Here is a 14,172-nt window from a genome sequence, read left to right as displayed (position 1 = left end):
AACACTGCCTTGCCCCCCTGGGGTGGTTTTTTGCGGTCCCGCGGGGGTGGCCCACAAACACCCAACCCGCCCGCGGGCGGGAGATGGTCCCGTGGGGGCGGGGGGGCGGGGTGCGGCCCCGCCAAGCGCTTCTTTCAGCTTGCCTTCTTGGTGACAAGGGTCAGCGCGCCATCGGTGGTCATGCTGGCGGCGACCACCTGTGCCGAGGTGAGCCCCTTGGCTTCGAGCGCCGACTTGATCTGCGGCGTCGCGTCGATCGAAGAGCGCAGTTTCTGCAGCCCGGCATCGCCACGCTGGGCGATCACCTGATTGACCTGCGTCTGGGTGGCCTTGGGCAATTCGCTGATATCGACGATGTTGACCTTCTGGATCGCCGGCGCCGCCGGCTGAGCGCTGGGCGCCGCCGGCTTCGGTTGCGGCGTGGGCTGTTGCTGGGCGCCGGCTACGGTTGCGGAGGCCAGCGTGGCGGCGGCTGCAAGAACGATGATTTTGCGCATGTATTTTCCTTTCATCGATTTGGCCAAGGGTTTGGCAAACGGGCGGTTTGGGGTGGCACGTCCACCTCAACGGCCAAATGGGATCAGAAGGTGTCGCCAAGCGGGTCATTGCATGACCATTGGATGGCGACGATGTGGAGTTCGGCTGCGGCCGGACTCTCGTTTGGGGAGCATTGACTGATGGCTAGAATTACCCGCGCCGCCTACGCGCAGATGTATGGCCCGACGGTCGGCGACAGAGTGCGCCTGGCCGACACCGAGCTGTTTATCGAGGTCGAAAAGGACCTCACCGTCCATGGCGAGGAGGTGAAATTCGGCGGCGGCAAGGTCATCCGCGACGGCATGGGCCAGAGCCAGGTGTCGCGCGCCGGCGGCGCGGTCGACACGGTCATCACCAACGCGCTGGTGGTCGATGCCACTGCCGGCATCTTCAAGGCCGATATAGGTCTCAGGGACGGCCGCATCGCGGCGATCGGCAAGGCCGGCAATCCCGACACGCAGGACGGTGTCACCATCATCATCGGCCCCGGTACCGAGATCATCGCCGGCGAGGGCAAGATCCTGACCTCCGGCGGCTTCGATGCGCACATCCACTTCATCTGCCCGCAGCAGATCGACGAAGCGCTGATGTCGGGCATCACCACCATGCTCGGCGGCGGCACCGGCCCGGCGCATGGCACGCTGGCCACCACCTGCACGCCGGGACCCTGGCACATGGCGCGCATGATCCAGTCCTTCGACGCTTTCCCGATGAACATCGGCCTGTCCGGCAAGGGCAATGCCTCGCTGCCGGCGGCGCTCGAGGAAATGGTCCTGGGCGGCGCCTGCTCGCTGAAGCTGCACGAGGACTGGGGCACGACGCCGGCGGCCATCGACTGCTGCCTGTCGGTTGCCGACGATTACGACGTGCAGGTGATGATCCACACCGACACGCTGAACGAATCCGGCTTCGTCGAGAACACCGTCGCCGCCATCAAGGGCCGCACCATCCACGCCTTCCACACCGAGGGTGCCGGCGGCGGCCATGCGCCTGACATCATCAAGGTTTGCGGCCTGCCCAACGTCATCCCGTCCTCGACCAACCCGACCCGGCCCTACACCGTCAACACGCTGGCCGAGCATCTCGACATGCTGATGGTCTGCCATCATCTGTCGCCGTCGATCCCCGAAGACATCGCCTTTGCCGAAAGCCGCATCCGCAAGGAGACCATCGCGGCGGAAGACATTCTGCATGACATCGGCGCCTTCTCGATCATCTCGTCGGACTCGCAGGCAATGGGCCGCGTCGGCGAGGTGGCGATCCGCACCTGGCAGACCGCCGACAAGATGAAGCGCCAGCGCGGGTCATTGCCGCAGGAGACCGGCAACAACGACAATTTCCGCGTCCGCCGCTACATCGCCAAATACACCATCAACCCGGCAATCGCGCATGGCCTGTCCAGGGACATCGGTTCGATCGCGGTCGGCAAGCGCGCCGATCTGGTGCTGTGGAACCCAGCCTTCTTCGGCGTCAAACCGGACATGGTGCTGATCGGCGGCATGATAGCCGCAGCCCCGATGGGCGACCCAAACGCCTCTATCCCGACACCGCAGCCGATGCACTACCGCCCGATGTTCGGCGCCTATGGCAAGGCCAGGACCAACTCGTCGGTGACCTTCGTTTCGAAGGCGGCGCTGGAGTCCGGCCTGCATGGCAGGCTCGGCGTCGACAAGCAGTTCGTGGCGGTGGAAAATACCCGCGGCGGCATCGGCAAGCACTCCATGATCCTCAACGACGCCACGCCGCATATCGAGGTCGATCCCGAAACCTATGAGGTTCGCGCCGATGGCGAACTCTTGACTTGCGAGCCGGCAACCGTGCTGCCGATGGCGCAGCGGTATTTCCTGTTTTGAGGCGAGGGGCGATTTGATCGACCCGGCAAATTCCATTGCGAGCCGGTCGGTCCCACCGCAATATGCGGCTCAAAGAAACCGCGTAGCAGGTCATGGTCACCGAAATAGCCTCCGCCCACGACATCTTCCCGCATATCCGCATCGTCATGGGCATGGTGATCGGACTTGGCGTCGCTCGCCTGCTGTCGGGGGTGGCGCGAATCGTCCAGCATCCCGGCCAGTACAGGCTCTATCCCGTGCACCTCGGCTGGGTCGCCTCCATGCTGTTGCTGCTGGTGCATTTCTGGTGGTGGGAGTTCGGCCTCTACACCATAGAGGTCTGGACTTTCGGCAAGTACCTGTTCCTGATCTTCTACGCCATCACGCTGTTCCTGCTGTGCGCGCTGCTGTTTCCGGATTCGATGCTCGACTACACCAGCTACGAGGATTTCTTCTATTCACGCCGTGGCTGGTTCTTCGGCCTGCTGGCGACGACCTATCTGCTCGACGTCGTCGACACGCTGCTGAAGGGTCCCGAGCATTTCGCCCGCTACGGCAATGAATATCTGTTCCGAACGCCGGTTTTCGTGGTGTTGTGCATCGCCGCCATACCGGTGCGTGACCGCCGCTTCCACATCGCCTTCGTCGCCGGCACGCTGATCTATCAGATATCGTTCATCCTGCGGCTCTTCGACACCATCGTCTGAACAGTGGCTATGGTTTAGGGTCGCAGGAAAGAGGGTTCAACCATGTACAAGGCCATCGGATCGCGTGGATCCCGCGTCAGCCGCGTTCTGTGGATGCTCGAGGAACTCGGGCAGCCCTATGAATTCGTCGAGGTCAAATTGCGTTCGCCCGAAGCCTATGCGCTCAACCCGTCGGGCAAGGTGCCGATCCTGATCGATGGCGAACTGACGGTGACTGATTCGGCGGCAATCTGCGTCTATCTCGCCGACAAGCACGCCGACAAAGGCATGGGCGCCAATCCAGGTGTGGCCGGACGCGCCGAGATGGATTCCTGGATGCATTTTGCCCAGTCCGAGTTCGAAGCGCCGCTGTGGAACAAGCTGCGCCACCGCTTCCTGTTGCCGAAGGACGTGCGGGTCGATGTCGGCCCCGCCGCCGCCTACGATTTCGCCTCGGAGGCCAAGGCGCTCGACGGCCGGCTGGGGGATCGGGAGTTTGCGCTGGGCGACCGGTTTTCCGCCGTCGACGTGCTGTTGGGCGACATGGGCGGCTGGGCCCGCGCCGGAAAATTCCCGATCGAGTCCGAGCGCGTGAACGCGTATTTTGACCGCGTCCTGGCGCGGCCTGCCCGTGCGAGAGCCCAGGCTAACGGTGGAGCCATGCGATGAAACTCAACCTGAACACCGACTTCACCAAGTTCCCCCGGGCCGTCTCGGTGGTGCCTGCCGGCACTGCCGGAACTACGCCGCCATCCGGCCGTGCCGTCCTGCCCCATGACGAGCGTCATTTGCGCCGCCGCGCCATCGAGCTTGCCGACGGCAGCAAGGTGCTGGTCGACCTGCCCGAACCCGTGACCTTGAACGATGGCGACCGGCTGGTGCTGGAGGATGGCGGCCAGGTCGAGATCACCGCGGCACCCGAAGAGGTCTATCATATCCGCGCCCGCGACGCGGTGCATCTGGCCGAGCTTGCCTGGCATATCGGCAACCGCCATCTGGCGGCTGCGGTCGAGCCCAGCCGCATCCTGATTTTGCGCGACCATGTCATCAAGGCTATGCTGGAAGGGCTGGGCGCCACGGTGCGCGAAGTCTCCGAACCGTTCAAGCCGGTGCGCGGCGCCTATTCCGCCCAAGGTGCGCACGCCGAAGCGCATTCCCATGATGGACGTTCCCACGCACACAGCGAGTCGCATTCGCACAGCCATTCCCATGACGGGCATCATCACGATCATGACTGACCAGCCATCCGGCATCGCTTTGCTGCGGCTCATGGCGTGGCTGTCGCCGGCCTTTCCGGTCGGCGGCTTTGCCTACAGCCATGGACTCGAGCGTGCCGTGCAAGACGGGCTGGTTGCCGATACCGCCAGCCTCGCCGGCTGGCTGGAGACGCTGGTCGAGATGGGCTCGGGCTGGAACGACGCCGTGCTCTTCGCGGAAAGCTGGCGCCGCGCCCGCGACGGCGGCGACCTCCATGAAATTGCCGATCTCGCCGAAGCGCTGGCCGGCTCGCGTGAGCGCCACACCGAAACCATGCTGCAAGGCGCCGCCTTCCTGAAAGCGGCAGCGGCGTGGGCGAATCCGGTGTTGGGCCGCCTGCCGGCCGAATGCGCCTACTGTGTCGCCGTCGGCGCCGTTGCGGGCGGCAACGGCATCGCGCTTCCGGACGCGATGTCGGCCTTCCTGCAGGCCTTCTTCTCCAACCTCGTCCAGGCGGCGATCCGACTCGGAATCGTCGGCCAGACGGACGCCATGGCCTTGCTCGCCGGCTTCGAGCCGTTGGCGCTGTCGACGGCCGCGCGCGCCGCCGGCTCGACATTGGACGATCTCGGCGGCTGCGCCTTCATCTCCGACATCATGGCGATGAAGCACGAGACGCAGTATTCCAGGCTGTTCCGCTCATGATCGTCCTCGCCTTCGCCCTCTCGGCCGTCCTGCTGCTGATCACCGCGCTGCATGTCTATTGGGGCCTTGGCGGCATCTGGCCGGGCAGGGACGGCGTCTCCTGCGCCCACGCCGTCGTCGGCTTTCGCGGCATCGACGAGATGCCGACGCCGTTTGCCTGTTTCGCCGTTGCCGCGTGCCTGTGCCTCGCAACCCTGTGGCCGCTGGCGCTGACCGGGGTCTTCGCCACCCCCTTTCCAAGGGAAGGCCTTGCCGCCACAGCGCTGCTCATAGGGCTGGTCTTCCTCGGCCGCGGCATTGCCGGCTTCACGCCGTGGTGGCGCCGTCTGGCGCCGGAACAGCCTTTTGCGCGGCTCGATGTCAGCTTCTATTCGCCGCTCTGCCTGTTGATCGGGCTCAGCTTCGCCATCCTCGCCATCACGGAGTTTTTCGGCATGACGGATTTTTCGCTATGACTCAGGCCAACGGTCCCCTGCGCATCGGCATCGGCGGTCCCGTCGGCTCCGGCAAGACGACGCTAACCGAAAAGCTCTGCAAGGCGCTGCGCGACGATTTCTCCATCGCCGTCGTCACCAACGACATCTACACCAAGGAAGACGCCATGATGCTGGCTCGCCTGCAGGCGCTGCCTGAGGACCGCATCGTCGGCGTGGAGACCGGCGGCTGCCCGCACACCGCCATCCGTGAGGACGCCTCGATCAATTTGCAGGCGATCGCCGAGCTGAACAGGAAATTCCCCGATCTCGACATCGTCTTCATCGAATCCGGCGGCGACAATCTTGCCGCCACCTTCTCGCCGGACCTTGCCGACCTGACCCTCTATGTCATCTCGGTTTGCCAGGGCGAGGAAATCCCCAGGAAGGGCGGGCCGGCGATCACCCGTTCCGATTTCCTGGTCATCAACAAGAGCGATCTGGCGCCCTATGTGAACGTCAACCTCGATGTCATGGAGAGCGACGCCGCCCGAATGCGGGGCAAGCGCCCGTTCGGCTTCACCGACCTGTCGCGCGGCAAGGGACTGCAGGAAGTCATCGACTTCATCGTCGAACATGGCGGGCTGCAGTCGGCCCGCTCGGCGGCCTGACCCAGTACTTACCGGTTGCTGGTCGGCATTGGGCGCGGCATTCTTGGGGAAATGGAGGATTTTTTGATGAGCATCGCCCGTTTGCAGAAAGAGCCGCTGACCAACCTGCCCTATTATGAGGAGCGCGTCGACCTCGCCGCCGCCTTCCGCTGGACGGCGCGGCTCAACATGCATGAAGCCGTGGCCAACCACTTCTCGCTGTCGGTCAACGAGGACGGCAGCAAATTCCTGATGAACCCCAACCAGGTGCATTTCTCGCGCATCAAGGCGAGCGACCTTTTGCTGATCGACGCCAACGATCCCGAGACGCTGACCGGCCCCGACGCGCCCGACCCGACTGCCTGGGGTCTGCACGGCGCCATTCACCGCAACGTGCCGCATGCGCGCTGCGCCATGCATGTGCATTCCATTCATGCCACTGTGCTTGCATCGCTGGCCGACTCGACTCTGCCGCCGATCGACCAGAACTCGGCCATGTTCTTCAACCGCCACGTCGTCGACGCCCATTATGGCGGGCTGGCCTTCGAGGAAGAGGGCGAGCGCTGCTCGCAACTGCTCACCGACCCTAAGGTCAAGGTGATGGTGATGGGCAATCACGGCGTCATGGTCATCGGCGACACCGTTGCCGACGCCTTCAACCGCATGTTCTATTTCGAGCGTGCCGCCGAGACCTACATCAAGGCGCTGTGGACCGGCCGTCCGCTGCGCACGCTCTCCGACGCCATTGCCGAAAAGGCCGCCAGCGAAATGGACGACTATCCCGGCCAGGCGGAGCGTCACCTTGCCGAGCTGAAGGCGATCCTCGACGAGGAGGAGCCGGTGTACCGCAGCTAAGCGGACCATCCGTGCTTCTCCCGTTTACGCTACGCACTCACTTTCTGTGATTTGTTATGACTGATCGGCGTAAGGCTTGATTGCCAGGTGGTTCCCCCAATCCGTCGCTGCTTCGCAGCGCCACCTTTCCCCCTCCGGAGGGAAAGGAAGGGAGCCTTTCTGGACGAGCGTTTGACGGCAAAAAGCTTGGCGCCTTTCCTCTACCCGTCGATCGGGGGGTCCGAAGGACGGGCGAGACCCGTGGCTCGCCCCGGCAGGGTGGCTCGGCGAAGCCGAGACGGGGGTCGACCAGCGCAACATTAGACAATGCATGGCCAAGCTGAAGGGAGGATGAGGGGCAGCGCCGACGTTCATAGGCTCACTCAGAGTCCCAACTGAGCCCGCAAGTCTTCCGCACTGTTGATCACGACAGCGCCCTTCGGTCCTGCCATCGGCGCTTCCGGCCAGAAGATCGTCCGCATCCCCGCGGCCAGGCCTGATGTGGCGCCGGTAACGCTGTCGTCGACGGCCACCGCGTCTGAAGGATCGACGCCGGCCAGCCATGCGGCGCGCAGGAACGGTTCGGGATGCGGCTTGCCTTCGCGCACGTCGTTGCGGCTGATCGTGCGCATGCCGGGATAGATCAGCCCGACGGCGCTCAGATTTGCATCGACGATCACCCGGTCGGAATTGGACACCACCGCCTGCTGCACACCGAGCGCGCGCAATTCGTTATACACTTCGATCGCGCCGGGGCGCGGCTTCAGCGTCTCTGCCATCGGCATGTAGTGAACGTATTTGCGCACGATCCAGTCGTCGAAGGGCAGGTCGAGGCCGAACTCGCTGCGCAGCATCTCGTAGACCGGTGCGGCGGCGACGCCCAGCACCCGCTCATGCAGGTCGGCCGGCGGCGTGATACCGACGCTGCGCAGCGCCGCCACCAAGGCCGCCTCATGCAGCGGCTCGCTGTCGACCAGCGTGCCGTCCATATCCCAGAAAACCGCTTTCGGCGTCATGCGAGGCTCCTTTTGCCGATCCCCTTAAAGCGTTTGTATCAGGAGATAAACCGCCGAGCCCGTCCGCTGGCGATTTTCGCTTGGTTGGTTGCCGCGCGGCGGCCGGATCGAAGCAGCAAGCAATTGCCCTGCCGATAGACAATTGCGCGCCGACACATTCCCTGCAAGACTATGACGCTTCGCCTAAGGGCGGGCAAAGGGGCAGGGCTGGAGGCACATTTTGAATTCGCGGCAAGACGGCGGCAGCAGCAGGCTGGACGAGGCAGCGCGCGCCGGCTGGCTTTATTATGTTGCCGGCAACACCCAGGACCAGATCGCCGCCACGCTCGGCATTTCCCGGCAGACGGCGCAGCGGCTGGTGTCGCTGGCGGTGTCGGAGGGGCTGATCAAGGTTCGCGTCGATCACCCGATCGCCAATTGCCTTGATCTCGCAGCTAGACTGAAGTCACGCTTCGCGCTCGACCTCGTCGAAGTGGTGCCGAGCGATCCAACCTCATCCTCGACCACGATCGGCATTGCCGAGGCGGCTGCGGCCGAGATCGAGCGGCGGCTGCGGTCACCGACGCCCATCGTCTTGGCCATCGGCACCGGCCGCACGCTGAAGGCGGCGATCGAGCAATTGCCGCCGATGGAATGCTCGCAGCACAAGGTTGTGTCCTTGACCGGCAACATCTCGCCCGACGGTTCGGCCGCCTTCTACAACGTCATCTTCACCATGGCCGACCGGGTCAAGGCGCGCTCGTTCCCGATGCCGCTGCCGGTCATCGCCTCGTCGCCGGAAGAGCGCGAGATGCTGCTTGCCCAGCCGATGATCCAACCGACGCTGGCGCTGGCCGCGGAAGCCGACGTGACCTTTGTCGGCATCGGCGATCTCGGCCCGAAGGCGCCGCTCTACGAGGACGGTTTTATCTCGGAAAGCGAGCTGAAGGCGTTGCAAAAGGCTGGCGGCGTCGCCGAGATCGTCGGCTGGGTGTTCGATCGGGAAGGCCGCATGATCGAGGGCATCACCAACGACCGGGTATCGTCGGCAGCCTTGCCGTCACGCGAAAAGTCGCTGGTCATTGCGCTCGCCATGGGCGAGCGTAAATTGCCGGGCATCCTGGCCGCTGTGAACCGCCGGCTGGTCAATGGCCTCATCACCGACGAGCGGACCGCCACGGCCTTGCTCGACGGTTCCTGATAGATTAAGCGGCCCATCGATAAAATCCAACACGTTTATTTGCAGCGCCCGGACGGGTCGTTGCCGTCGAGAAAACCCATGTCGCGCTGCAGATGCGGCGACAACTCCCGGACGTCGACGTAGCCGCGCCGGCGGTGCACAAGTAGGGAAAATTCATGCACCAGCAGGGAAAACCAGCTCTGCGCCGGGGTCGAATGGAGCTTTTGCTGTACCGTGGTCATGATCTTCAGCCTCCGCTATGCTTGAACTTGATTGTTCCTCGACACCAAATATCAGTCTGATCGGCTCCGGCTTCCAATCAAACGTCGATCAAGACCCATAAGGAGGGCTTATGCCCGATCTCAAGGCACCGCAGCTCGCCCAGCTGCCGCCGCTGCAGGCCATCAGGGTGTTCGAAGCCGTCGCGCGGCATCTCTCCTTCACCAAGGCCGCGCAGGAACTCGGCATGACGCAGGCCGCCGCCAGCTATCAGATCAAGCTTCTGGAAGAGCGCATCGGTTCGCCGCTGTTCCTGCGCCAGCCGCGCCAGATTGTGCTGACCGAACCCGGCCAGCGCCTGGCGCCCGCCGTCAGCGAGGCGTTCAGCCTGCTCTCAAGCGCCTATTCCGCCGCGCGTGGGGGCGCCGATGGTGTGCTGTGTGTCTCGACGCTGCTGACCTTTGCCTCGAACTGGCTGGCGCAGCATCTCGGCTCCTTCCAGGTCGCGCATCCGTCGCTGGCGGTGCGCGTCGATACCTCGAACAGGGTGATCGATTTTGCCCGCGAGGACATGGACATCGCTATCCGCTCCGGCAGCGGCAAGTGGCCTGGAGTGGAGACCCATCTTTTGTTCAAGGCCGATTTCACCCCGGTGCTGAGCCCGGCACTCGCTGCCACCATCGGTGGCGTCCACGAACCCGCCGACCTGTTCAAGCTGCCCATTCTCGATCCCGGCGACATCTGGTGGCGGGAATGGTTCGCCCTTGCCGGCGTTCCGGCGGACGAACTTGCCAGGCGCACCGGCACCAGCATGGGCGCGCAGGCCTATGAGGCGAACGCGGCCATCGCCGGCCATGGTGTGGCGATCCTGACCACCGCATTGTTCAAGACCGAGCTCGCCGCCGGCCGCCTGATCCAGCCCTTCGACCTGGTCGGCGACGACGGCCACGCCTATTGGCTGGTCTACCCGACGGCGCGTCGCAACGTGCCGAAGATAAAAGCCTTCCGGGACTGGATCCTGGCCGAGATCGCCTGCGCCTGAGGGCGAGCGACTCGCGGATTCAATCCGAGATGCAAAGCGAGCCATGGATCCGCGACGAATGCTCGCTTTCGCGGACAAACAGCTGCGATCGGGCCACCCGGTTAACCAAGCTTGACAAAAACGCTGTCGATATCACTCGCCCGGCATAGGCTTGTGCTTGTGACGAACCCAATTGAGCAGGATCAATCGTCTGCAGATTGAAACAGGGTCGATCAGCCGGCTGATGAAAGTCTATCGCGTCGAAGAAATCGAAAACAACACCGTGCGCACGACGCAGGTGATCGAAGCATTTACGCCGTTTCAAGCTGCCGTGAAGGCAATCGGCCGGGAAGTTAGGCTGCGCAAGGACGAGCCCAGCTGGATCCAGGTGACGGAAGTGCTGACCAGAGCCAAGCAAACACGCGACGGCAGGGTTTTCGAATATTCCGTCGGAAGCTACCCGTCCCACGGCTGACGGGCTGGGCCCTATCGCTCCCTTGGCGCCATGATTGGGTTGCGATGGGTCGGCATCTACCCGCTCTCACATCCCGTGCAAACAGCTTCCCAAATCCATTCAATATCCTCTACGCGCGCAACGCCGCGCTCCGCCTTGCGCGCTGCGCTGCAGCATCGAATCTGGCTTGACATAATTTATGCCAAGTGAGTAATTGCCCATTACCAAGGCAAATGCTCATCTTGGTTCATGGGAGGAATTTGATGAAACTGCGCACGCTCACCCTGGGCTTGTTGTCGGCCAGCGCTTTTGCTTTTGCCGCACACGCCGAATCCATCACCATCGCCACGGTCAACAATGGCGACATGGTCCGCATGCAAAAGCTGACGGACGACTTCACCAAGGCGAACCCCGACATCCAGCTGAACTGGGTCACGCTCGAAGAGAACGTGCTGCGCGAGCGCGTCACCACCGACATCGCAACCAAGGGCGGCCAGTATGACGTGATGACGATCGGCACCTACGAGGTTCCGATCTGGGCCAAGCAGAGCTGGCTGTTGCCGCTCGACAAGCTCGGCGACGACTATGACGCCAAGGACATCATCCCGGCCATCGCCGGCGGCCTCTCGGTCGACGGCAAGCTCTATGCCGCGCCCTTCTACGGCGAAAGCTCCTTCGTCATGTACCGCAAGGACCTGATCGAGAAGGCCGGGCTGACCATGCCCGATGCCCCGACCTGGGACTTCATCAAGCAGGCCGCCGACAAGATGACCGACCGCGCCAATGGCGTGAACGGCGTATGCCTGCGCGGCAAGGCCGGCTGGGGCGAGAACACGGCGTTCCTGACGGCCATGTCCAACTCGTTTGGCGCCCGCTGGTTCGACGAGAACTGGAAGCCGCAGTTCGACCAACCGGAATGGAAGAACACACTGCAGTTCTATGTCGACCTGATGAAGACCGACGGTCCGGAAGGCGCTTCGTCCAACGGCTTCAACGAGAATCTGGCTCTGTTCCAGCAAGGCAAGTGCGGCATGTGGATCGACGCCACCGTGGCGGCGTCCTTCGTCTCGGATCCGAAGGCCTCGAAGGTGGCCGACAAGGTCGGTTATGCTTTGGCGCCGGACAATGGCCTCGGCAAGCGCGCCAACTGGCTCTGGGCATGGTCGCTGGCGATCCCCGCAGGCACGCAGAAGGCGGAATCCGCCCAGAAGTTCGTCTCATGGGCGACCAGCAAGCACTATGCCGAACTGGTCGCTTCCAAGGAAGGCTGGGCCAACGTTCCTCCGGGAACGCGTTCCTCGCTCTACGCCAATCCCGAGTACCAGAAGGCGGCCCCGTTCGCCAAGATGACGCTGGACTCGATCAATGCCGCCGATCCGGCGCATCCGACGGTCAAGCCGGTGCCCTATGTCGGTGTGCAGTTCGTCGCCATTCCTGAGTTCCAGGGTCTTGGCACCACGGTCGGCCAGCTCTTCTCGGCCGCACTCGCTGGCCAGTCGAGCGTCGAAGACGCCTTGAAGCAGGCGCAGGACGCCGCCACCGCGACCATGACCGAAGGCGGTTATATCAAGTAAGGCTCCTCCCGGTGCCGAATGCCGGTCGCCTCCTTGGCCGGCAACGGCCGCCCGAATCCCAGTTCGGGCGGCCCCTTTCACACACCTGAAAATTTGGCTGACCTTGAAGGGTGACCGTCATGGCTACTCAGCAGACCCGTTCGCTTGCCCGCTTTATGTTGGCGCCATCCGTGGTGCTGCTGTTCGTCTGGATGATCGTGCCGCTGGTCATCACCTTCTGGTTCTCCTTCCAGCAATACAATCCGCTGAACCCGATCCGCGACGGCTTCGTCTGGTTCTCGAACTACTCGCTGTTCTATTCCAACCCGGCATTCCTGCAATCGATCCTGAACACGCTCGTCCTGGTCGGCAGCGTGCTGCTGATCACCGTGATCGGCGGCATCATGCTGGCGCTGTTGATTGATCAGCCGATGTGGGGACAGGGGATCGTGCGCATCCTCGTCATCTCTCCGTTCTTCGTCATGCCGCCGGTGGCTGCACTTGTCTGGAAGAACATGATCATGCACCCGCAATACGGCGTCTTTGCCGACATTGCGCGCTTCTTCGGCGCCCAGCCAATCGACTGGTTCGGGCAGCACCCGATGCTGGCCATCATCATCATCGTCGCCTGGCAATGGCTGCCCTTCGCAACGCTGATCCTTTTGACCGCCCTGCAGTCGCTCGACGGCGAGCAGAAGGAAGCCGCCGAGATGGACGGCGCCGGCTTCGTCAGCCGCTTCATCTATCTGACGCTGCCGCACATGTCGCGCGCCATCACCGTCGTCATCCTGATCCAGACCATCTTCCTGCTGTCGGTCTATGCCGAAATCCTGGTCACCACCAATGGCGGACCCGGCTATGCCTCCACCAACCTGCCCTTCCTCGTCTACCAGAAGGCATTGCTGGAGTTCAAAATCGGCCAGGCATCGGCCGGCGGTGTCATCGCCGTCATTCTCGCCAACATCGTCGCCTTCTTCGCCATGCGCGCGGTCGGCAAGAACCTGGACAAGTAAGGGAGGATACGATGGCACGTGCAGTCACCACCCAACACAAGGTCATTGCGACAGGCGCCGCCTGGATCGTCGCGCTGCTGATCTTCTTCCCGATCCTCTACACGATCATCACCTCGTTCAAGTCGGAGCAGGAGGCCATCCAGGGCTTCGCGCTGATCCCGTCGGGGACGTTCGAGAGCTATACCGAGGTCCAGGCGCAGAGCGGCTACTTCAAGTTCTTCTTCAACTCGGTGCTGCTCTCGGTCGGCTCGACCATCCTGGCCCTGATAGTCGCGGTTCCGGCCGCCTGGTCGATGGCCTTCTCGCCGGGCAAGTGGACCAAGGACATCCTGATGTGGATGCTCTCGACCAAGATGATGCCGGCGGTTGCCGTGCTGTTCCCGATCTACCTCATCTTCCGCGATGCCGGACTGCTCGACAGCCGCATCGGCCTGATGATCATGCTGATGCTGATCAACCTGCCGATCGTGATCTGGATGCTCTACACCTACTTCCGCGAAATCCCCGGCGAAATCCTGGAGGCGGCACGCATGGACGGCGCCACCTTGTGGGGCGAGATCGTCTATGTGCTGACCCCCATGGCCGTGCCGGGCATCGCATCGACCATGCTGCTCAACATCATCCTGGCGTGGAACGAAGCGTTCTGGACCATCCGCCTGACCACCACCGAGGCAGCGCCGCTGACGGCCTTCATCAGTTCGTTCTCGAGCCCGCAAGGCCTGTTCTGGGCCAAGCTTTCGGCGGCCTCGACGCTGGCCATCGCCCCCATCCTGATCATGGGCTGGTTCAGCCAGAAGCAGCTGGTGCGCGGCCTGACATTCGGTGCGGTAAAATAACGGACGTTGCCTGAAGCAATCCGGCCAAATAACCCCTCGGGGGAGGA

17 protein-coding genes are annotated in these 14,172 nt (G+C 63.3%); 14 read left to right on the top strand and 3 right to left on the bottom strand.

Going from position 1 to position 14,172, the window contains the following annotated elements; translation table 11 throughout:
• Positions 1-134: 134 nt before the first annotated feature.
• Positions 135-497 (bottom strand): hypothetical protein, encoded by a 363-nt coding sequence (locus tag NKI06_RS25070; RefSeq protein ID WP_023671233.1) that lies wholly within the window; start codon positions 495-497, stop codon positions 135-137.
• A 180-nt stretch (positions 498-677) separates the two neighbouring features.
• Between NKI06_RS25070 and ureC the strand changes: the two genes are divergently transcribed.
• From ureC to NKI06_RS25030, 8 genes are all read left to right on the top strand, one after another.
• A complete protein-coding gene (ureC, locus tag NKI06_RS25065) occupies positions 678-2,390 on the top strand; it encodes an urease subunit alpha (RefSeq protein WP_502900616.1) in 1,713 nt (570 codons plus the stop codon).
• A gap of 92 nt (positions 2,391-2,482) precedes the next feature.
• The gene (locus NKI06_RS25060) at positions 2,483-3,076 is read left to right on the top strand and encodes a hypothetical protein (RefSeq protein WP_352987518.1); all 594 of its coding nucleotides are present in this window, start codon (positions 2,483-2,485) and stop codon (positions 3,074-3,076) included.
• Positions 3,077-3,118: 42 nt separating this feature from the next.
• Positions 3,119-3,724 (top strand): glutathione S-transferase family protein, encoded by a 606-nt coding sequence (locus tag NKI06_RS25055; RefSeq protein ID WP_023683600.1) that lies wholly within the window; start codon positions 3,119-3,121, stop codon positions 3,722-3,724.
• Entirely contained in the window at positions 3,721-4,293 is a 573-nt protein-coding gene (locus NKI06_RS25050; RefSeq protein WP_352987517.1) for an urease accessory protein UreE, read from the top strand. The genes NKI06_RS25055 and NKI06_RS25050 overlap by 4 nt, the downstream gene beginning before the upstream one ends.
• The gene (locus tag NKI06_RS25045) at positions 4,286-4,957 is read left to right on the top strand and encodes an urease accessory protein UreF (protein WP_352987519.1); all 672 of its coding nucleotides are present in this window, start codon (positions 4,286-4,288) and stop codon (positions 4,955-4,957) included. The genes NKI06_RS25050 and NKI06_RS25045 overlap by 8 nt, the downstream gene beginning before the upstream one ends.
• Positions 4,954-5,412, top strand: a complete 459-nt coding sequence (locus NKI06_RS25040) for a DUF3995 domain-containing protein (RefSeq protein WP_023689160.1) — start codon at positions 4,954-4,956, stop codon at positions 5,410-5,412. The genes NKI06_RS25045 and NKI06_RS25040 overlap by 4 nt, the downstream gene beginning before the upstream one ends.
• Entirely contained in the window at positions 5,409-6,041 is a 633-nt protein-coding gene (gene ureG / locus NKI06_RS25035) for an urease accessory protein UreG (protein ID WP_023689161.1), read from the top strand. The genes NKI06_RS25040 and ureG overlap by 4 nt, the downstream gene beginning before the upstream one ends.
• A 66-nt stretch (positions 6,042-6,107) precedes the next feature.
• On the top strand, positions 6,108-6,875 hold the full coding sequence (locus NKI06_RS25030) for a class II aldolase and adducin N-terminal domain-containing protein (RefSeq protein WP_023689162.1): 768 nt from the start codon (positions 6,108-6,110) through the stop codon (positions 6,873-6,875).
• Between the two features lie 362 nt (positions 6,876-7,237).
• On the opposite strand, the gene NKI06_RS25025 is transcribed toward NKI06_RS25030, so the two are convergent.
• Positions 7,238-7,870 (bottom strand): HAD family hydrolase, encoded by a 633-nt coding sequence (locus NKI06_RS25025; RefSeq protein ID WP_352987516.1) that lies wholly within the window; start codon positions 7,868-7,870, stop codon positions 7,238-7,240.
• A gap of 220 nt (positions 7,871-8,090) precedes the next feature.
• On the opposite strand from NKI06_RS25025, the gene NKI06_RS25020 reads away from it, so the two are divergent.
• On the top strand, positions 8,091-9,050 hold the full coding sequence (locus NKI06_RS25020; RefSeq protein WP_023671243.1) for a sugar-binding transcriptional regulator: 960 nt from the start codon (positions 8,091-8,093) through the stop codon (positions 9,048-9,050).
• A 35-nt stretch (positions 9,051-9,085) separates the two neighbouring features.
• Here the strand turns inward: NKI06_RS25020 and NKI06_RS25015 are convergent, their stop codons facing one another.
• A complete protein-coding gene (locus tag NKI06_RS25015; protein WP_023671244.1) occupies positions 9,086-9,271 on the bottom strand; it encodes a hypothetical protein in 186 nt (61 codons plus the stop codon).
• Positions 9,272-9,381: 110 nt separating this feature from the next.
• Here NKI06_RS25015 and NKI06_RS25010 point away from each other — a divergent pair, with 110 nt between their 5' ends.
• The 5 genes from NKI06_RS25010 (at position 9,382) to NKI06_RS24990 (ending at position 14,125) form a co-directional block, all read left to right on the top strand.
• Entirely contained in the window at positions 9,382-10,290 is a 909-nt protein-coding gene (locus NKI06_RS25010) for a LysR substrate-binding domain-containing protein (protein ID WP_023671245.1), read from the top strand.
• 172 nt (positions 10,291-10,462) lie between these two features.
• Entirely contained in the window at positions 10,463-10,744 is a 282-nt protein-coding gene (locus NKI06_RS25005; protein WP_023683593.1) for a hypothetical protein, read from the top strand.
• A gap of 242 nt (positions 10,745-10,986) precedes the next feature.
• On the top strand, positions 10,987-12,297 hold the full coding sequence (locus tag NKI06_RS25000; protein ID WP_352987515.1) for an ABC transporter substrate-binding protein: 1,311 nt from the start codon (positions 10,987-10,989) through the stop codon (positions 12,295-12,297).
• Positions 12,298-12,416: 119 nt separating this feature from the next.
• A complete protein-coding gene (locus tag NKI06_RS24995) occupies positions 12,417-13,289 on the top strand; it encodes a carbohydrate ABC transporter permease (protein WP_023826626.1) in 873 nt (290 codons plus the stop codon).
• A gap of 11 nt (positions 13,290-13,300) precedes the next feature.
• Positions 13,301-14,125 carry a carbohydrate ABC transporter permease gene (locus NKI06_RS24990; RefSeq protein WP_023671250.1) on the top strand — a complete coding sequence of 275 codons (825 nt, stop codon included), beginning with the start codon at positions 13,301-13,303 and terminating at the stop codon, positions 14,123-14,125.
• The last annotated feature ends 47 nt before the right edge of the window (positions 14,126-14,172 follow it).

It is taken from the genome of Mesorhizobium sp. M0772 (assembly GCF_040320135.1).
Classification (GTDB): Bacteria; Pseudomonadota; Alphaproteobacteria; order Rhizobiales; family Rhizobiaceae; genus Mesorhizobium.
The sequence above is the reverse complement of the archived record's forward strand: the minus strand, read 5'-3'. Positions and strand labels throughout refer to the sequence as shown.